Origin of the sequence: Pseudomonas sp. L5B5 (assembly GCF_020520285.1) — a bacterium.
GTDB lineage: Bacteria > Pseudomonadota > Gammaproteobacteria > Pseudomonadales > Pseudomonadaceae > Aquipseudomonas.
The window spans coordinates 6,263,565-6,281,052 of record NZ_CP084742.1; the positions used below are offsets into that span (position 1 = coordinate 6,263,565).

Sequence of the window (17,488 nt, forward strand, 5' to 3'; positions counted from 1 at the left end):
TCAGTCGTCGAGGCTGATGATGCGTTCGCGCACGGCGAACAGCACCAGCCCGGCGACGTCGAAGATCTGCAGGCGTTTCATGATCTGCGACCGGTGGGTCTCCACCGTCTTGATGCTCAGGCCCAGCCCCTGGGCGATTTCCCGGGTGGACTTGCCGCGCACGATCAGGCGCAGGATCTCCAGCTGGCGTGCCGTCAGGTTGTGGCTGTCCACCGGTGGCGGCTGGTTCTTCTGGCTGCGGGTCAGGGCCTGGGTGATGACGGTATGGGCGATGGCCGGGCTCAGGTAGCGTTCGTCGTTGCGCAATGCTTCGAGAGCGTGTTCCAGTTCGGTGGCGGTGGTGTCCTTGAGCAAGTAGCCGTGGGCGCCGGACTCCAGCGCCTGCATGATCAGCGTCGGATCGGTGTGCATCGACAGGATCAGGACCTTGCTGCACGGATGGCTTGCCTTGAGCCGACGCAGGGCATCCAGGCCGCCAGTGTGTTTCATCGACAGGTCCAGCAGGACGATGTCCGGATGCAGCCTTTCGACCATTTCCAGCAGGTGCGCGCCATCATCGGCTTCACCGATCACCGCGTATCCGGGAATGTCCATGACCAGGGCGCGCACGCCAGCCCTGATGAGCGAGTGGTCATCCACCAACAGTAAGTTACAGGTCAAGGTAGAGCCTTATTCGTGCTGGCCCGCTCCAGAGTGCGAGGGGCCCAGGGAAAGAGTGCTTCGATCTGGGTGCCCTGGTCGGTCTCGCTAGTGACCTTGAGGAAACCGCCCAGCTGGCTGATCCGCTCCTGCATCCCGGCCATGCCGCGCTGCCCCTGTGCACCGGGGTTGGCGGCCGGGGAGAACCCCTGGCCGTCATCGCTGATGAATAGCGACAAGCCTTCGGGCAGGCGTTGCAGGCGCACCAGCAGGTTGGTCGCCCGGGCATGCCGAAGCATGTTGGTCACCGCTTCCTGGGTGATGCGGAACGCGGCGACGGCCATTTCCTCGGGAATGCCCGCCAGGCGCTGGTGGCATTCCAGGCTCCAGTGCACCGAGGTGTTTTCCAGGGTCTTGAGCAAGTGCGCGCGCAGGCTGGCTTCCAGGCCCAGGCTGGTGAGTTGCCGGGGATTGAGAATGGCGGAAACGTCGCGCACTTTGGTCAGGGTTTCTTCCAGTGTGGTGCCGAGTACTGCGAAATGTTCCTGCAGGTCTTCTGGCTGGCGGCGCTTGAGCCAGTCAGCCTGCAACTTGGCGGCAGTCAGCAACTGGCCGATGTCGTCGTGCAGTTCGCGGCTGAGTCGGTGGCGTTCGTTTTCCTTGACCTGCAGCAGGCGCTCGGCGAGTTCCTGGGGCTGGAAGCGAATGGACTTGCGCGAGTAGCCGTATTGCACCCAGATGCAGGCCAGTGCTGCCACGTTGAGGACCACCAGGGTCAGGGGCAGGGAGTGACCCAGGCAATAGACCAGGACCGTGCCCACTGCCGAGCAGGAGCACAGCAACAGGCTGAGCCAGCGCAGGTGATCACGGGTGGGAGGCCAGGAAAGGAGTGACTTGAGGCTGGCGTACATAGCGGATGGAGCCAATGAATGTTCGCTGCGAGGAGGCTGGTCACGGGTCGATGACCAGGCTTGTTTGAGAAACGGTACTGATTGAATGTCCGATTTCAATCAACTCTGCCTGTATCTCTGCTACAGGCTTTGTAGTGATTGTCTATATTGGAGTCAATGTGCCATTAAGTATGTCCATTAGTGCGCCACATAATACCACCGAAGATACCGTCGGTCGCGTTAATGCGCCTAGGCATATATGTCCCGGAGGTCAGGAAAGCAGGGGTTAATTGCTGCTGTCCCGGGTTGCCAGGGGAGTATCAAGGGCAATGAATCCGGGGTGCAATTCGCTCCGCCAGGCACGCGCAAGTCCCGGAACCATGAGTGCCGGCTTGGACGAAAGTTGGAACTATTTCGGCGGTCGATGTCGTTCTTGGGTATGGGCTGTTCAATAACGACAGTGGTTTGGATAGTTAGCCGCCTACTTATTTATCTTATGGGGCCTGGCTATCGTTGCCGATGTTCTATCCGGCACCTGTTTGATTAGTGCAACTTCAGTGTCTGCAAGAGGGGAGTGCGCAGGTGCAGTTTTGCGAAACCTGGTCGCTCAGTTCCTCGATCAGCATGACCTGCTCACTGTCATCCATGTTGAGCTGGCCATCGCGCGGGTCGATCAGTTCCAGTTGCCAGGCCATCAGCGTCAGGCAGCTCTTGAGGGCCTCGAGGACCTGGTCGTTGAGATCCAGCGGGTGATGCGTGCCCTTGAGCAGGCCGTGGATGTGCAGGGAAAATTCCGAGAGTGGGCTGATGGCGTGACGGGCCGCGCACTGAGCCAGGCGCTGCAGGGTGACGAGCAGGCAACTGATGGCTTCGTCGTCGTTCCTGATCAGGTGCAGATGGCTCAGGCAGTCTTCCGATTTTGCCAGCAGGGTCTGGGCTTCAAGCAGGAATTCGGGCAGAGGGGTCGTGCACTCATGGCCGTCCTTTAGCATGCTTATCTCCATGACTTCGTTTCCGATGGCGGGATAGGGCGTTGGCTGAACGGTTTCAAGTTGGAAGGTGTTTTGGGAGTTTGAGTAGTAGACAAGTCTGGCGTTTTTTCAGTAGTCGCAACCTGGCGCGATGAGCGTGTTTCATCGTTTGCCGCTGGTAGCCGGATACCGCCCGCAGCGAGGCAGCGCATGGGTGCCGGGACTGTGTGAACGGGGGGCTTTAGGCTTGAAAGGGGGCCGGGCCACCCTTCTGCGATTAAAAACAAAAGCCTGACTCCATTCATGCAGTGAGAATGGCGTCACATTAATGGCTATTGGATATTGCGAATATCAGGCTGGTCCTGATTGTTGATAGGGGAATCCCCTAGGCACGGGAACCTTCCACCGAGATAGAGGTCTCGGCGGCGCAGCAGGCATGCTGCTGAATTGACCACTTCAGTAAAGCATGATGTTAATGTGACATCAATGGCTTTGTATGGCAATTTGCATACGGGTCAAGATACGGCGCACCTGGCCGATATCAGTCTTTAGTGAATTCATCAGCACAGCCCAGGAGTCATTAATGGCCGGCATTCTCGACACGGTAGATCAACGCACGCAACTGGTGGGTGAGAATCGCCTGGAAATCCTCATGTTCCGCCTGGCCGGTCGACAGCTGTTCGCGATCAACGTCTTCAAGGTTCAGGAAGTCCTGCAACTGCCGAAACTGACCCTGATGCCCCAGCGCCACCCCTTCGTCTGCGGCGTGGTCAACCTGCGTGGCCAGACCCTGCCGGTGATCGACCTGTCCCAGGCCATCGGCATGCGGCCGCTGGTGCCGGGGCCCAACAGCACCATCATCGTCACCGAATACAACCGGTCGGTGCAGGCATTCCTGGTCGGTGGTGTGGATCGCATCGTCAACATGAACTGGGAAGCCATCATGCCGCCGCCGACCAGCGCCGGTCGCCAGCATTACCTGACCGCCATCAGCAAGGTCGATGACCAACTGGTGGAAATCATCGATGTCGAGAAGGTGCTGGCCGAGATCGTGCCCTACAACGCCAAGGTTTCCCGTGACAAGCTCGACGACCCGCTGCTGGCTCGCGCCCGTGACCGCGAGGTATTGCTGGTGGACGACTCCAACGTGGCCCTGTCGCAGTTGCGCGACACCCTGGGTCAGTTGGGGGTGAAGATGCACATCGCCAGCGATGGCCTCAAGGCCTTGAACATGCTCAAGGCCTGGGCCGATACCGGGGTCGACATGACCGAGAAGCTGCTGATGGTGTTCACCGATGCCGAGATGCCGGAAATGGACGGCTATCGCCTGACCACCGAGATCCGCAATGACCCACGCCTGCGCGGTCTCTACGTGGTGCTGCATACCTCGTTGTCGGGCAGTTTCAACGAATCCATGGTCAAGAAGGTCGGTTGCGACAACTTCCTCTCCAAGTTCCAGCCCGACAAACTGGTGGATGTGGTCCGCCAGCGCCTGCTGCTGGATGAGGTCAGCGCCTGACTCTGCCTGTCGGCCTCGCGGTCCTTTGTTTCACCGGGGCGCTGGTATAGGGTGGGGGTTTTCCCAGGAGGGAGCAGGACATGCGTCTTAGCGCGCTTTATCGATATCCGTTGAAATCCGGCAAGGGCGAAACCCTGCAGCAGATCAGCCTGGACAAGCTCGGTCTCGAGGGCGATCGCCGCTGGATGCTGGTGGATGAAGCCAGCGGGCGCTTTCTGACCCAGCGCGCCGTGGGACGGATGAGCCAGCTCTCGGCCCTGTGGAACGCCCAAGGCGGCCTGACCCTGAGCGCTCCGGGTTTCTTGCCGCTGGATGTAGCGGTTCCGGATGGCGAGGCAGCCCTGCGAGGCGTGACGATCTGGCAGGACACCCTGCGGGTTCCCGATGCCGGCGACGAAGCCGCTGCCTGGGTCAGCGAGTTCATCGGCAAACCCACCCGCCTGGTGCAGGTGCCGCCGGAGCGGGCACGGACCACCGCTGCCGGTTATGGCAAGGATGATGACCAGGTGGCGTTCGCCGACGGTTTTCCCTTGCTGCTGATCGGCCAGGCCTCCCTGGACGACCTGGCTGGCCGGGTGGGACGGCCCCTGGAAATGCTGCGATTCAGACCCAACCTCGTGGTCGAGGGCAGCGAAGCGTTCGCCGAGGACAGCTGGAAGCGGGTGCGTATCGGTGATGTCGAGTTTCGCGTGGTCAAGTCATGCGCGCGCTGCATTCTCACCACCATCGACCCCAGGACGGGCGAGCGCAGCGCCGACCGCGAGCCCCTGGCAACCTTGCAGAAGTACCGTACCCGGGAAGACGGGGCGATGTTCGGCCAGAACCTGGTCAACGACGGCAATGGTCAGTTGCAGGTGGGCATGCCGGTCACTGTCCTCGAGTAGCACTGGCGAGGCAAAAAAATGCCCGCCTCCTTTTGGGGGCGGGCATTTTTTGTGCGCGGATGAAATCCGACTGGCAGATCAGCCGCGGTACTCGCACAGGTAGGCGGTGTCCACCGCGACCTTCAACTGGAACTTGCTGTTGGCCGGAACGTTGAAGTGGCTGCCGGTAGCGAAGGTCTGCCATTCCTCGCTGCCTGGCAGCTTGACGGTCAGCGCGCCGGAAACCACATGCATGATTTCCCGTTGCGCGGTGCCGAACTCGTATTCGCCCGCCGCCATGACGCCAATGGTCGCGGGGCCTTCGGCCGTGCCGAAGGCAATCGACTTGACGGTGCCGTCGAAGTACTCGTTGACTTTAAACATGGGCGTTCCTCAAGAAAGGGTCAAAAAGGGGCGGCCAGTATGCACAAGGCCCGAAGGGCCGTCACCTGTCGCCATCAGGGAAGAGTCAGCGGTAACAGGCGCGCGGTATTGCGCGCATCTTCCAGGGCTCGATGCTGCTGGCCATTGAATTGCATGCCGGCCAGTTGCAGGGCTGCATTCAGGCCCAGGGGCCGCTCCAGGCGCCGGGCCTTGGCGAAACGCTGTTTGAGATTCATGTGCGGGACATCGTTGAGCAGGCTGTGCAATTGGTGGTTGTGCCATTCCAGTTGCAGTTGCTTGCGGTCGTAGTCGCCCCAGCTCGCCCAGCCTTCCAGGCGCGGTTGATGCTGGCTGAGCCAGCGCTCGAACAAGGGCCAGACCTCGCTCAAGGGGGCGGCGCAGTCGATATTGGCCTGGGTGATGTGAGTCAGTTCGCGGCAGAACGGCGTCAGCATCGGGCGCCGCAGCGGGCGGATGAAACGCTGGAAGTGGTCCTGTTCCCGACCCTCGCGGTTGACCAGAGTGGCGCCGATTTCGATGATTTCCATCTCGCTAACCGGCCAGCCCCCTTCATCCGTCGTGGCTTCCAGATCTATTACCAGCCAGTGGGGCATCACAAATTCCAGCCTTCAACCATCTCGATGACGCTTGAGCGTAGCCAAAGCCGGGGCATCCGCCTAGTGGGGAGCGCCGGGCGGGATGCCGTCCGGCGGGCATCGATGCGAACCTGGCGGTCTATTCCACTTCCAGCAGCACCTGGCGGTTCTTCACCTGGTCGCCGAGATTGACCTGGACCCGGGTGATCACCCCGTCGATCCCGGCCTTGAGCGGATGCTCCATTTTCATCGCCTCCAGCACCAGCAGCAGTTGGCCCTTGCTGACGGGCATGCCTTCGCTGACCAGCACGTCGACGATGGCGCCATCCATGGGGGCCTTGAGCGTTCCCGAATGGGTCCCCAACTGGCCCTGCACCGGGGCCAGGGTACGGTCCTGCAGGTGCAGGCTGCCCTGGCGGCTGTGCAACCAGAGTTCGCCGTTCTCCAGGTGATAGGCGTAGCGCCGGCGAATGCCGCCAACCTCCAGGGTTGCCTGGCGACCGTCGGCGCTGCAGATCTTCAGCTCCTGTACCTGTTCTGCCTGGCGGACCTGCACCTGGCCTGCCGCTCCCGGGCTCAGTTGCAGTGACCACTGCTGTTGGTCCAGGCCCAGACGATAGTGCAGAGGGATGCCGGCATTGTTGCGCCAGGCCGCCAGTGGTTCGCAATGGGCGGTGGCGCTGTGGTGATAGAACAGCGTGGCGGCAATGGCCAGCATGTCGTGGTCGGGTAGCAGGGGCCGCAGGCTGGGATCCTGGGCAAAGTGCTCGGCGATGAAAGCGGTGCTGAAGCGACCACTGGCGAATACCGGGTGCCCCAGCAGGTTGGCCAGCAGCCGGCGATTGCTTTCCAGCCCCAGCAGCACGCAATCCTCGACCCCGCGCAACAGCTTGCGCCGGGCTTCCTCGCGGGTGGCGCCATGGGCGATCAGCTTGCCCAGCATCGGATCGTAGAAGGGGCTGACGTGCTGGCCTTCCTGCAAGCCATGATCGGTGCGGATGCCCGGTGCCGGCTCCCAGCGCAATACCTGGCCGGTCTGTGGCAGAAAGCCCTGGGCCGGGTCTTCGGCATACAGGCGCACTTCGATGGCGTGGCCGGACAAACGCACTTGCTCCTGCTTCAGCGGCAGTGGCTCGCCGGCGGCCACCTGCAGTTGCAGCGCCACCAGGTCCAGGCCGGTGACCAGCTCGGTGACCGGGTGCTCCACCTGCAGGCGCGTATTCATTTCCAGGAAATAGAATTGCCCTCGGGCATCGAGCAAGAACTCCACGGTGCCGGCGCCGACGTAGTCCACGGCGCGCCCGGCCTTCAGCGCCGCTTCACCCATGGCCTGGCGCAGTTCTTGGGTCATGACCGGGCAGGGCGCTTCCTCGATGACTTTCTGGTGGCGACGCTGGATCGAGCAGTCGCGCTCGCCCAGGTAGATCAACTGCCCGTGATGGTCGCCGAACACCTGGATCTCCACATGACGCGGTTCGAGCAGCGCCTGTTCCAGGATCAGCTCGTTGCTGGCGAAGGCATGCAAGGCCTCCGAGCGCGCGGTGCGAATCTGCTCCAGCAGTTGTCCGGGTTCCTGTACCAGGCGCATGCCGCGGCCGCCGCCACCGGCACTGGCCTTGATCATCAGGGGATAGCCGATGCGCTGGGCCTCGCGCTGCAAGGTGGCATCGTCCTGCTCTTCGCCCTGGTAACCCTGGATGCAGGGCACGCCAGCTGCGAGCATGGCGATCTTCGAGCGGCGCTTGCTGCCCATCAGCTCGATGGCCGCAGCGCTGGGGCCTATGAAGGTGATGCCAGCGGCTTCGCAGGCCGCAGCGAACTCGGCGTTTTCCGAGAGGAAGCCGTAGCCGGGGTGGAGCGCATCGGCCCCGCTGCGTTGTGCGGCATCGAGGATCGCGGCGCTGTCCAGGTAGGACTGCTGGACCGGAGCGGGACCTATGCGCACGGCTTCGTCCGCCATGCGCACATGGGGGGCATCGGCGTCGGCGTCGCTGAACACGGCAACAGTGCGATAGCCCAATTGCTGGGCGGTGCGCTGGATCCGGCAGGCGATTTCGCCGCGATTGGCGATCAGGATCTTGGTGAACGCGGGCATCGTAGGCTTCCTGTATCTGTAGGGGCGTCAGCCGGCCCAGGACGGTTTGCGTTTCTGTACAAAGGCCAAGGTGCCTTCGAGGCCTTCCTCTGCGCTGACCGCCTGGGCGAAATCGTCGGCGGCCTGGTCCAGCAGCGGGCCCAGGGGCTGATCGACGCTGGCCAGGAGCAGGGCCTTGGTCTGGGCGTTGGCGGCGGGCGCGCAACGCAGGACCTGGGCCAGTTGTTGCTCCAGGCGCTCCTGCAAGGCCTTGGCATCGTTCTCGACGAAGTGCACCAGGCCCAGCTGCCGGGCCTGTTCGCCGTCGAATCTGGCGGCGGTCAAGGCCAGGCGCCGGGCCTGGGTCAGGCCGATGCGCCGGACCACGAACGGAGCGATCTGTGCCGGCAGCAGGCCGAGACTGGTTTCCGGCATGCCGAACTGCGCCGAGTGTTCGGCGATGGCAATGTCGCTGACGCAGGCCAGTCCGAAACCACCGCCCAGTACTGCGCCCTGCAGCAGGCAGATCAGGACCTGGGGGACTTTCTGCGCCTCTTCCAGCAACGCCCCGAAGGCCCGGTTCAATTCCCGGTAGGCCGCGGCACCCCGGGCCCGGGCTCCGGCCATGTCCTTGAGGTCGCCGCCAGCGCAGAAGTGGCCTTCGGTGCCCTGCAGCACCAGGGCCCGAATGCTGCGTCGCTCGTTCACGACGGCCAGTACCGTGCGCAATTCCGCCACCATTTCAAGGCTCATGGCGTTGCGGCACTCGGGGCGGTTGAGGGTGATGAACAGCACGCCGCCGCGTGACTCCAGCAACAGCGTCCGGCAGGTCGGCAGCGGGCTCATTTTTTCTTCCCGGGCAGGATGCCCATGAGTTTGCAGATGATCCCCAGCATGATCTCGTCGGCGCCACCACCGATGGACACCAGGCGTACATCGCGGTAGGCCCGCGCCACCGGGTTGTCCCACATGAAGCCCATGCCACCCCAGTATTGCAGGCAACTGTCGCTGACCTCGCGGCCCAGCCGACCGGCCTTGAGCTTGGCCATGGAAGCCAGGCGGGTCACGTCCTGGCCACGCACGTACTGCTCGGTGGCCTGGTACACCAGGGCCCGCAGGCACTCGATCTCGGTGGACAGCTCGGCCAGGCGGAAGTGGATCACCTGGTTGTCGATCAACGGGTTGCCGAAGGTCTTGCGTTCCTTGCAGTACTCGATGGTGCTGTCGACGCAGTATTCCAGGCCCTTGATCATGTTCGCCGCACCGAACAGCCGCTCTTCCTGGAACTGCAGCATCTGCATCATGAAACCGGCGCCTTCATGGCCGATGCGGTTGCGCTGGGGCACCCGCACGTTATCGAAGAACACCTGGGCGGTTTCCGAACTGCGCATGCCGAGCTTGTCCAGGCTAGAGCTGAGGCTGATGCCCGGGGTGTTCATCGGCACCATGATCAGCGACTTGTTGACGTGGGGCTTGTCGTCCGAGGTATTGGCCAGCAGGCAGATGAAGTCGGCGCTGGGTGAGTTGGTGATCCACATCTTGCTGCCGTTGATCACGTAGTCGTCGCCGTCCTTGCGGGCGTGGGTCTTGAGCCCGGCGACATCGGAGCCGGCCCCGACTTCGGAGACGCCGATGCAACCCACCTGCTCGCCGCTGATGGCCGGGCGCAGGAACTCGTCGCGCAGTTCGTCGGAGCCGAAACGCGCCAGGGCCGGGGTGCACATGTCGGTCTGCACGCCGATGGACATGGGAATGCCGCCACAATGGATGGTGCCGAACTCCTCGGCCGCCACGATCGAGTAGCTGTAGTCCAGGCTCATGCCGCCGAATTTTTCCGGCTTGGAAATGCCCAGCAGCCCCAGTTCGCCGGCCTTGCGGAAGATCTCGTGGATGGGAAAGCGCCCGGCTTTCTCCCATTCCTCGACATGGGGGTTGATCTCGCGCTCGACAAAGTTGCGCACCGTGCGCCGCAGTTCTTCGTGTTCCTGGGTGAAGATCATTGTTGTTGTCCTTCTCAAGTTGAGTGGCGTCACCAGCGGATCTTTTTGTCCCGCACCTGCGGGCTGTTCGGCGCGATCAGAACCGCGCCACGCCAAAGCTGTTGGGCTGCAGCGGGCGAACCTGGGCCTCGTGGCAGATGTCCAGCAGCAAGCCCAGCAAGGTGCGGGTATCGCGCGGATCGATCAGGCCGTCGTCCCACAGGTTGGCGCTGCCGTACAGTGCCGTGGACTGGCTGTCGAGCTTCTGCGCGGTCACCTGCTCCAGCATGTCGAGCATCTTCGGGTCGGCCTCCTGGCCGTTCTTGGCGTGCTTGGCCTCGGTGACGATGCGCAGCACCTTGCCGGCCTGGGCACCGCCCATCACCGCGGTACGGCTGTTGGGCCAGGCGAAGATGAAGCGCGGGTCCAGGCCGCGGCCGCACATTGCATAGTTGCCGGCACCATAGGAGCCGCCGACCACGATCGTCAGCTTCGGCACCCGGGCGTTGGCCACCGCCTGGATCAGCTTGGAGCCGTGCTTGATCACCCCCTGCTGCTCGGATTCGGTGCCGACCATGAAACCGGTGGTGTTGTGGAAGAACAGCAGCGGCGTCTGGCTCTGGTCGCAGAGCTGGATGAACTGCGCGGCCTTGCTCGCGCCCTGGGGGGTGATCGGACCGTTGTTGCCGATGAAACCGCAGGGCCGGCCCTGGACCTGCAGGTGGCCGCAGAGGGTCTGGGCATCGAACTCGCCCTTGAACTCCAGGAACTGCGATCCGTCCGCCAGGCGCGCGACGATCTCCCGGGCGTCATAGGGTTTCTTCGGGTCGTCGGGAATCAGGCCCAGCAGTTCCTCCACCGGGTACAAGGGCTCGCTCCAGGTCCTGGGGGGCTGTGGCGGCAACTGGGCGTTCCACGGCAGCAGGCTGACGATTTCGCGGACGGTGCGGATGCCGTCGGCATCGTTTTCCGCCAGGTACTCGGCGGTACCGGCAACCTGAGCGTGCATCTCGGCGCCACCGAGCTGCTCGTCGGTGGCCACCTCACCAGTGGCGGCCTTGAGCAACGGTGGTCCGGCGAGAAACAGCTTGGCCTTGCCGCGCACCACCACCACGTAGTCCGAGAGTCCGGGCTGGTAGGCGCCGCCGGCAGTGGCCGAGCCATGCACCACGGTGATCTGCGGCAGGCCCATGGCCGACATCCGTGCCTGGTTGGCGAAGCTGCGCGCACCCTCGACGAAGATTTCCGCCGCGTAGTTGAGATTGGCGCCGCCGCTTTCGGCCAGGGTCACCACCGGCAGTTTGTTTTCCATGGCGATCTGTTGCAGGCGCAGGGATTTGTACAAGCCGCTGGGGGAAATGGTGCCGCCCTTGATCGCGCTGTTGTTGGCCACCACTAGCATGCGTACCCCGCAGACATAACCGATGCCGGCGATCAGGCCGCCGCCGGCCTGGCTGCCGTCCTTGTCGTCATGCAACTTGTAGCCGGCCAGGCCGGCCAGTTCGAGAAACGGCGCGCCCGGGTCCAGCAGCAGGTTCAGGCGCTCCCGGGGCAGCAGTTGCCCGCGCTTTTCAAACTTGGCCTGGGCCTCGGCGGCCTTGTCCAACTGGTGTTGCTGGATGTCGCGCAGCTGTTGCAGGCCGGCCAGCATGGCCTGGCGGTTCTGCGCGAACTGCGAGCTGTGGGGGTCGAGCTGGGATTGGATGACCGGCATGGCTTACTCCTCGCCCTTGAGTACATCGGGCAGGTAGGCCCGATGGAAGCCGTTGTAGGAGTGGCTGTTGCGCGCCTTGCCCAGGGGCCAGGCACGGCTGCCGAGGCTGGCGGCGCCGTCGATGCGCAGGGTGCTGCCGCTGATGAAGGCCGCGCCAGGGCTGAGCAGGAACACGATGGCCGCGCTGACTTCCGATTCGCTGCCGATGCGCTTGAGGGGCACATGCTCGCGCAGGGTGGGGATCACCGCCTTGAAGGCGCCCTCGTAGGTATCCATGCCGCTGGAGGCGATCCAGCCCGGGGCCACGGCATTGACCCGCACCCCGGCATGGCCCCATTCATAGGCGGCGGTCTTGGTGAAGTTGTCCATTCCCGAGCGCGCCGCGCCGGAATGGCCCATGCCGGGCATGCCGCCCCACATGTCGGCGAGCATGTTGACGATGCTGCCGCCGTGCTTGCTCATGGACTGGTTGAACACTTCCCGGGCCATGAGGAAGCCGCCCACCAGGTTGGTGCGCAGCACAGTCTCGAAACCCTTCTGGTTGATCGAAGCCAGGGGTGCCGGGTACTGGCCGCCGGCATTGTTGACCAGGCCATGGATCGGGCCAAAGCGCCCGATCAGTTCGCCGACCAGGGCCTTGACCGCTTCCTCGTCGCGGATGTCGCAGGCCTGCCAGTCGGCCTTGCCGCCGTCCTCGGCAATTTCGCCGGCGACTTGCTGGAGTTTTTCCGCCTTGCGTCCCACCAGCAGCACCCGGGCCCCCAGGGCCGCCAGCTCATGGGCGGTGCAACGGCCGATGCCGCTGCCGCCGCCAGTGACGAGGATGGTCTGGCCGGCAAACAATTGCGCTTTGAAGATCGAGTCGTACACCACGGCAGCTCCTTAGTTGACGGCGTCGGCGATGCGCTGGGGCACCGGGATCTGGATTTCCAGCAACTGCTGGGCGAAGGCCTTGCCCTGGGGGTCGATGCGCAGGCTGGCGACACCGCCCCCGCCCAGGGCGTTTTCCAGCAGGAAGTTGAGGCTGTGGGTGCCCGGCAGGTACCAGCGCTGCACCCGGCCATGAACCGGGTCCAGCACATGGCTCATCCAGTCCACCAGGACTTCGGGGGTCAGGGCCTCGGCGATCCACGGCAGGTAGTCGGGGTGGCGGGCCATGACCCCGATGTTGCTGTGGTTGCCCTTGTCCCCGGAGCGGGCCACCGCCAGCTTGACCAGGGGCACGCTGGCATCGGCCTGGCCCTGGGGCCTGGGCACGGAATGGGCAGCGGGCAGGGCGCCCGAGTCCAGGTCGTCGGGCCCTGGCAGGGTGCAGGCGTGGCGTTGTCCGGCGAAGTCGACCTCCAGGTGGCAGCGGTCCTTCTCCAGCAGGAAGGAGAACAGGCGGATCACCGGGTACACCGTTGGCCGCCCGCCGACGATGCCGGTCAGCCCGGGGGCCATGCCGGTGGCGGCCTGGGCGATCTCCCGGGAGAACAGCACCAGGGCCGCCTTGTTCGGATGACGCACGGCGAGCTTGATCACCACTTCGCGGCTGTCCTGGCGTTGGCCGTGGGGGCCGTAGGTGGCCTCGCTGCCCAGCAGCTCGATGTTCACTTCGCTGTAGGGGCCCCAACCGCGCTGGCTGAACATCTCGCTGGTCTTGTCGATGATCGCCTGGCTGACCCGGCGCGCCTTGGCCACCGCGTCGATACCGGCCAGCAGGCAACTGGCCGTGCAGCGAAAACCGTCCGGGTAGGTGGCGCTGACTTTGTACTGGTGGCTGGGGGGCAGGCCCTTGGCGCCCTGGACGCTGACTTCGCCGGGGGCCTTTTGCTGCAGTTGAACCTGGGAAAAATCGCAGGTCACGTCCGGCAGGAGGTAGGCCTGCGGGTTGCCGATTTCGTAGAGCAGCTGTTCGCCGACGGTCAGCGGGCTGACCAGTCCGCCGGTGCCTGGCGCCTTGCTCACCACGAAGTGGCCGTCAGTTGCGACTTCCACCACCGGGAAGCCGATGTGTTCGTAGTCCGGCACATCGCGCCAGTCGGTGAAGTTGCCACCGGTGCATTGTGCGCCGCACTCGATGATATGCCCGGCCAACGCGGCCTGGGCCAGGCGGTCGTAGTCGTGCCAGGACCAGCCGAACTCGTGCACCAGCGCGGCGCTGACCACGGCGCTGTCGACGCCGCGCCCGGTGATGACGATGTCCGCCCCCAGCTCCAGCGCTGCGACGATCCCGGGGGCGCCGAGGTAGGCGTTGGTGGAGACGCACACCGGGGGCAGCGCCGCACCGGTGAACATTTCCACGATTTCGGCGCTGGCCAGTGCCTTGAGTTGCGGTTGCAGATCGTCGCCCAGCAGCACGGCGACCTTCAGCGCCACCCCGGCCTTTTCGCAGGCGGCGCGCAGGGCGGCGGCGCAGGCTTGCGGGTTGACCCCGCCGGCATTGCTGATGACACGAATCTTCTGGGTATGGATCGAGGCCAGCAAGGGGCTGAGCACTTCGACGAAGTCCGTGGCGTAGCCCGCTCCCGGGTCTTTCATCCGGGCTCCGGCCATGATCGAGAGGGTGATCTCGGCCAGGTAGTCGAATACCAGGTAATCCAGGTTCGCACCTTGCACCAGTTGCGCGGCAGCGCTGCTGGTATCGCCCCAGAAGGCGCTGGCGCAGCCGATTCGTACAGTCTTGGTCATGGCGGGGCTCTCGAGAAAAGAACTGCACGGAGGCTACCAAGCAAGCGCTTGGTTTGTAAATGACCTGATCTATTCTTCTACCCAAGCGCTTGCTTGGGGCCGGGTAGGGGCTTAAATTGCGCGCGCCATGACCGGTTTACCCGGGCCAGCCCCAGGGCTATCGATGAAGTGAAGTAGGAGAACAGCGGTGGACGAGCAAAAAGCCTTGCAGGTCGTGCGCGAGCTGATCGCCAGCGGACAAGTGACCGATCCCGAGAGTGCCCGGGGCAAGCTGCTGCGCACGGCTGCGCACCTGTTTCGCAACAAGGGCTATGAACGCACCACGGTGCGCGACCTCGCCAGTGCGGTGGGCATCCAGTCGGGCAGCATCTTTCATCACTTCAAGAGCAAGGACGACATCCTGCGTGCAGTGATGCAGGAAACCATCCACTACAACACCGCCCTGATGCGCGCCGAACTGGCCGAGGCCGACGGTGTGCGCGAGCAGGTGCTGGCGCTGATCCGCTGCGAGCTGCAGTCGATCATGGGGGGCAGCGGCGAAGCCATGGCGGTGCTGGTCTATGAGTGGCGCTCGTTGTCGGCCGAGGGGCAGGCGGCGGTCCTGGCCCTGCGCGATATCTACGAGCAGATCTGGCTACAGGTGCTTGGAGACGCCAAGCAGGCTGGGTTCATCAAGGGTGATGTGTTCATCACTCGACGCTTTCTGACCGGTGCCTTGTCCTGGACGACCACCTGGTTCCGGGCCGAGGGCAGCATGACCCTGGAGCAACTGGCGCAAGAGGCTTTGCTGCTGGTGCTCAAGGATCGCTGACACGCCGATTAATTATCGCCGGCGAGATTGTCGAAGCGCCGGAAAACGCCTAGCTTTAGGGCATTCCCATTCTTTGTCTCCGAGGTGTGTTGCCTTGATGTTCCTGCCTTTGCGGCCAGCCTTGCGAACGCTTTTGCTGGCTCTGGCAACACTTTGGGTCGGCCCGGCCTCCTCGGCCCAGTTGGTACGGGTCGCGGCAGCTCATTTCCCTCCGTATACCGTTCGTCCCGAAACCGGCGCCGACACCGGCCTGCTGCCGCAGTTGGTGGAGGCCCTGAACCAGTCCCAGAGCGATTACCAGTTCGTCCTGGTGCCCACTTCGATTCCCCGGCGCTTCCGTGATTTCGAGCAGGGGCGGGTGGACATGGCCATTTTCGAGAATCCTGCCTGGGGCTGGCAGAACATCGAGCACACCAGCGTCGACATGGGGCTCGAGGATGCGGAGATCTTCGTCGCTCAGCGCCAGCCCGGACGTGGCCAGGACTACTTCGCCGACCTCACGGGCAAGCGCCTGGCCCTGTTCAGCGGTTACCACTACGCTTTCGCCCAGTTCAACGCCGACTCCAAGTACCTCACCGACACCTACAACGCGACGCTGACCTATTCCCACGACAGCAACCTGCTGATGGTCTTGCGCGGCAGGGCGGACATTGCCCTGGTGACCCGTTCCTATCTCAGTGATTTCCTGTCTCGCAATGCCGACAGCACCGACCGGTTGCTGGTGTCCGAGCGTATCGACCAGGTGTATCACCACTACAGCCTGATCCGGCCCAAGGCTCCCATCAGCGCCGAAGACTTCGCCGGGCTCCTGCAGCGGCTGCGGGCCAATGGCCAGATGCTGAAGATCTTCGAACCCTACCGCATCGTGGTGTCAGTCGTGCCACACGCTTGAGGCGACTCCAGGCCGGTTTCGTGCCGGGCTAAATTTTTTCCTGCGGCTCACGTCACTTGGTTGAATGCCCAACCAACGGTGACTGTTGCCATGGCCCTTGTGAATCCGCTGAGTGTCGAGCCGGCCGCCGCTGGCAGGATGCTGGGTATCGACGAGATCGCTGCCCGCCAGGTGCTGTTCCAGTCATTGCGGCTCCCGGGGCAGGCGCCCGAGGTCCTCGATGCCCAGGCTGCACAGGAAGCCCGGCAGGACCGGTTGGCATTCTGGCTGTCGGCGCAGGTGCATGCTCTGTATCTGGATCCGCCGGGCTCCGAGCGTCCACCGATTTCTACCCATCAGCCCGCTTGTGCCGGGCATGACCGTTGTCGGTATTGCCAGCAGGAATTCGATCTGTTGCACAAGCGCGCGGCGTTGCTGGTTCTGGGCCGGAGCGGCCTGCTCGAGGGCTGAGCTCAGGCCCGGTGGTGCGGGCCACGATGGCCCGGTGCCGGTCGCGTATCAGCGACGGGCGTAGGTATCGGGACGATTGCCCGACACTTTGCGGCAATGCACCAGGGCATCACGAATCATGAAGTTCACCAGGGTCGGCGAAACACCGAGCTCCTTGGCGATGTCTTTCTGCGGGACACCGTGCAGGCGATACATCTCGAAGGCATACCGAGTGCGCGAGGGCAGCTCGGTCAGCGCTTCGGCGATGTTTTCCAGGGTGGAAAAGTTCATGTGGGAGGTTTCAGGTGAGGCGCCATGGACGACCACGTTCAAGCCTTCCTCTTCGGTGCCCGAGTACTTCTGCTCCAGCGCCTGCTTGCGGTAGTGGTCGATGGCCAGGTTGCGCACGATCTGGAACAGGTAGCTCAGCTGCGCCTTGAACGACGAGGTGATTTGCGGTGCCGATTGCAGGCGGAAGAAGGCGTCCTGGACGACATCTTCGGCCCTGGACCTGCAGCCGGTAATGCGTGCTGCGATCTTGACCAGGATCAGGCGGTTGTCGACAAAAGCCTGAAGTAACGGTGAATCGCACCTGCTTGTGGATACTTGTTCCGTCATGGAAATCACCTTGTTGCAAAGAGGGTAGCGGGACTACTGAGATCTCAGATTCGTCCTACACATCGAGCGACAAATTAGGCTGAATGATAATGATTGTCAATTGAGAAAAAGAACTAATGCTCTCCTGATTTACAGATTGAGAACGGGCGCGCATCAGCGGTCCGAGGGAGGGCTTGTCGGGCAGCATGCAGCAGGGTCTGTTCCCGTTTGGTGACAACGCGCGACGACGCTGCGCCGGGCATCGGGAAGAAGCTTGCCAGCGAAGGGCGGCAGACCTAATTATTTCCAGACGCCATCCGTTCCCATTGGAGAAAGATTCCGGGTAGCAGACCCGGCCTCGGCGCCTTCCAGATGCCCATGGCCCACGCATGACCTTTCGATCCGTCGACGGTCTGCCAGGCAGGGCAGCGCAGGGCCCGATCTCCATTGCAAGCAC

The 17,488-nt window shown here is 63.5% G+C and carries 17 protein-coding genes; 5 read left to right on the plus strand and 12 right to left on the minus strand.

The window, feature by feature from the left end; translation table 11 throughout:
- From LGQ10_RS28925 to LGQ10_RS28935, 3 genes are all read right to left on the minus strand, one after another.
- Positions 1-660, minus strand: a complete 660-nt coding sequence (locus tag LGQ10_RS28925) for a response regulator transcription factor (RefSeq protein ID WP_058439048.1) — start codon at positions 658-660, stop codon at positions 1-3.
- On the minus strand, positions 657-1,550 hold the full coding sequence (locus LGQ10_RS28930; RefSeq protein WP_226526225.1) for a sensor histidine kinase: 894 nt from the start codon (positions 1,548-1,550) through the stop codon (positions 657-659). The genes LGQ10_RS28925 and LGQ10_RS28930 overlap by 4 nt, the downstream gene beginning before the upstream one ends.
- Before the next feature lie 533 nt (positions 1,551-2,083).
- Entirely contained in the window at positions 2,084-2,521 is a 438-nt protein-coding gene (locus tag LGQ10_RS28935; RefSeq protein WP_058433690.1) for a hypothetical protein, read from the minus strand.
- A gap of 562 nt (positions 2,522-3,083) precedes the next feature.
- On the opposite strand from LGQ10_RS28935, the gene LGQ10_RS28940 reads away from it, so the two are divergent.
- Positions 3,084-4,019, plus strand: coding sequence for a chemotaxis protein CheV (locus tag LGQ10_RS28940; RefSeq protein WP_058433689.1), 936 nt, complete (start codon positions 3,084-3,086; stop codon positions 4,017-4,019).
- 80 nt (positions 4,020-4,099) lie between these two features.
- Entirely contained in the window at positions 4,100-4,903 is an 804-nt protein-coding gene (locus LGQ10_RS28945) for an MOSC domain-containing protein (RefSeq protein WP_058433688.1), read from the plus strand.
- A 78-nt stretch (positions 4,904-4,981) separates the two neighbouring features.
- On the opposite strand, the gene LGQ10_RS28950 is transcribed toward LGQ10_RS28945, so the two are convergent.
- The 8 genes from LGQ10_RS28950 to LGQ10_RS28985 form a co-directional block, all read right to left on the minus strand.
- On the minus strand, positions 4,982-5,266 hold the full coding sequence (locus tag LGQ10_RS28950) for a pyrimidine/purine nucleoside phosphorylase (protein WP_058433687.1): 285 nt from the start codon (positions 5,264-5,266) through the stop codon (positions 4,982-4,984).
- 74 nt (positions 5,267-5,340) lie between these two features.
- Positions 5,341-5,880, minus strand: coding sequence for an exonuclease domain-containing protein (locus LGQ10_RS28955; protein WP_226523929.1), 540 nt, complete (start codon positions 5,878-5,880; stop codon positions 5,341-5,343).
- 121 nt (positions 5,881-6,001) lie between these two features.
- Complete coding sequence (locus LGQ10_RS28960; RefSeq protein ID WP_226523930.1) at positions 6,002-7,957, minus strand: acetyl/propionyl/methylcrotonyl-CoA carboxylase subunit alpha; 1,956 nt, start codon at positions 7,955-7,957, stop codon at positions 6,002-6,004.
- A gap of 27 nt (positions 7,958-7,984) precedes the next feature.
- Complete coding sequence (locus LGQ10_RS28965) at positions 7,985-8,782, minus strand: enoyl-CoA hydratase/isomerase family protein (protein WP_058433684.1); 798 nt, start codon at positions 8,780-8,782, stop codon at positions 7,985-7,987.
- Entirely contained in the window at positions 8,779-9,936 is a 1,158-nt protein-coding gene (gene atuD, locus LGQ10_RS28970) for a citronellyl-CoA dehydrogenase (RefSeq protein WP_226523931.1), read from the minus strand. The genes LGQ10_RS28965 and atuD overlap by 4 nt, the downstream gene beginning before the upstream one ends.
- A gap of 76 nt (positions 9,937-10,012) precedes the next feature.
- Positions 10,013-11,629, minus strand: coding sequence for an acyl-CoA carboxylase subunit beta (atuC, locus tag LGQ10_RS28975; RefSeq protein WP_226523932.1), 1,617 nt, complete (start codon positions 11,627-11,629; stop codon positions 10,013-10,015).
- Between the two features lie 3 nt (positions 11,630-11,632).
- A complete protein-coding gene (locus LGQ10_RS28980) occupies positions 11,633-12,502 on the minus strand; it encodes an SDR family oxidoreductase (RefSeq protein ID WP_226523933.1) in 870 nt (289 codons plus the stop codon).
- 9 nt (positions 12,503-12,511) lie between these two features.
- On the minus strand, positions 12,512-14,302 hold the full coding sequence (locus LGQ10_RS28985) for an acyclic terpene utilization AtuA family protein (protein ID WP_226523934.1): 1,791 nt from the start codon (positions 14,300-14,302) through the stop codon (positions 12,512-12,514).
- A 187-nt stretch (positions 14,303-14,489) separates the two neighbouring features.
- On the opposite strand from LGQ10_RS28985, the gene LGQ10_RS28990 reads away from it, so the two are divergent.
- The 3 genes from LGQ10_RS28990 to LGQ10_RS29000 all read left to right on the plus strand — a co-directional run bounded on the left by LGQ10_RS28990 (position 14,490) and on the right by LGQ10_RS29000 (position 16,455).
- Complete coding sequence (locus LGQ10_RS28990; RefSeq protein WP_226523935.1) at positions 14,490-15,113, plus strand: TetR/AcrR family transcriptional regulator; 624 nt, start codon at positions 14,490-14,492, stop codon at positions 15,111-15,113.
- 97 nt (positions 15,114-15,210) lie between these two features.
- The gene (locus LGQ10_RS28995; RefSeq protein WP_226523936.1) at positions 15,211-16,005 is read left to right on the plus strand and encodes a substrate-binding periplasmic protein; all 795 of its coding nucleotides are present in this window, start codon (positions 15,211-15,213) and stop codon (positions 16,003-16,005) included.
- A gap of 90 nt (positions 16,006-16,095) precedes the next feature.
- The gene (locus LGQ10_RS29000) at positions 16,096-16,455 is read left to right on the plus strand and encodes a hypothetical protein (protein ID WP_226523937.1); all 360 of its coding nucleotides are present in this window, start codon (positions 16,096-16,098) and stop codon (positions 16,453-16,455) included.
- Positions 16,456-16,503: 48 nt separating this feature from the next.
- Here LGQ10_RS29000 and LGQ10_RS29005 read toward each other — a convergent pair whose 3' ends face one another.
- A complete protein-coding gene (locus LGQ10_RS29005; RefSeq protein WP_058436697.1) occupies positions 16,504-17,052 on the minus strand; it encodes an RNA polymerase factor sigma-70 in 549 nt (182 codons plus the stop codon).
- Positions 17,053-17,488: the final 436 nt, after the last annotated feature.

Excerpts from the sequence above, each read along its gene's own strand:
- LGQ10_RS28935 (WP_058433690.1), bottom strand. The coding sequence starts at position 2,521 with ATGCTAAAGGACGGCCATGAGTGCACGACCCCTCTGCCCGAATTCCTG.
- LGQ10_RS29005 (WP_058436697.1), bottom strand. The coding sequence starts at position 17,052 with ATGACGGAACAAGTATCCACAAGCAGGTGCGATTCACCGTTACTTCAG.
- LGQ10_RS28945 (WP_058433688.1), top strand. The coding sequence starts at position 4,100 with ATGCGTCTTAGCGCGCTTTATCGATATCCGTTGAAATCCGGCAAGGGC.
- atuD (WP_226523931.1), bottom strand. The coding sequence starts at position 9,936 with ATGATCTTCACCCAGGAACACGAAGAACTGCGGCGCACGGTGCGCAAC.
- atuC (WP_226523932.1), bottom strand. The coding sequence starts at position 11,629 with ATGCCGGTCATCCAATCCCAGCTCGACCCCCACAGCTCGCAGTTCGCG.
- LGQ10_RS28995 (WP_226523936.1), top strand. The coding sequence starts at position 15,211 with ATGTTCCTGCCTTTGCGGCCAGCCTTGCGAACGCTTTTGCTGGCTCTG.
- LGQ10_RS28930 (WP_226526225.1), bottom strand. The coding sequence starts at position 1,550 with ATGTACGCCAGCCTCAAGTCACTCCTTTCCTGGCCTCCCACCCGTGAT.
- LGQ10_RS28955 (WP_226523929.1), bottom strand. The coding sequence starts at position 5,880 with ATGCCCCACTGGCTGGTAATAGATCTGGAAGCCACGACGGATGAAGGG.
- LGQ10_RS28940 (WP_058433689.1), top strand. The coding sequence starts at position 3,084 with ATGGCCGGCATTCTCGACACGGTAGATCAACGCACGCAACTGGTGGGT.
- LGQ10_RS28950 (WP_058433687.1), bottom strand. The coding sequence starts at position 5,266 with ATGTTTAAAGTCAACGAGTACTTCGACGGCACCGTCAAGTCGATTGCC.
- LGQ10_RS28985 (WP_226523934.1), bottom strand. The coding sequence starts at position 14,302 with ATGACCAAGACTGTACGAATCGGCTGCGCCAGCGCCTTCTGGGGCGAT.
- LGQ10_RS28960 (WP_226523930.1), bottom strand. The coding sequence starts at position 7,957 with ATGCCCGCGTTCACCAAGATCCTGATCGCCAATCGCGGCGAAATCGCC.
- LGQ10_RS28965 (WP_058433684.1), bottom strand. The coding sequence starts at position 8,782 with ATGAGCCCGCTGCCGACCTGCCGGACGCTGTTGCTGGAGTCACGCGGC.
- LGQ10_RS29000 (WP_226523937.1), top strand. The coding sequence starts at position 16,096 with ATGGCCCTTGTGAATCCGCTGAGTGTCGAGCCGGCCGCCGCTGGCAGG.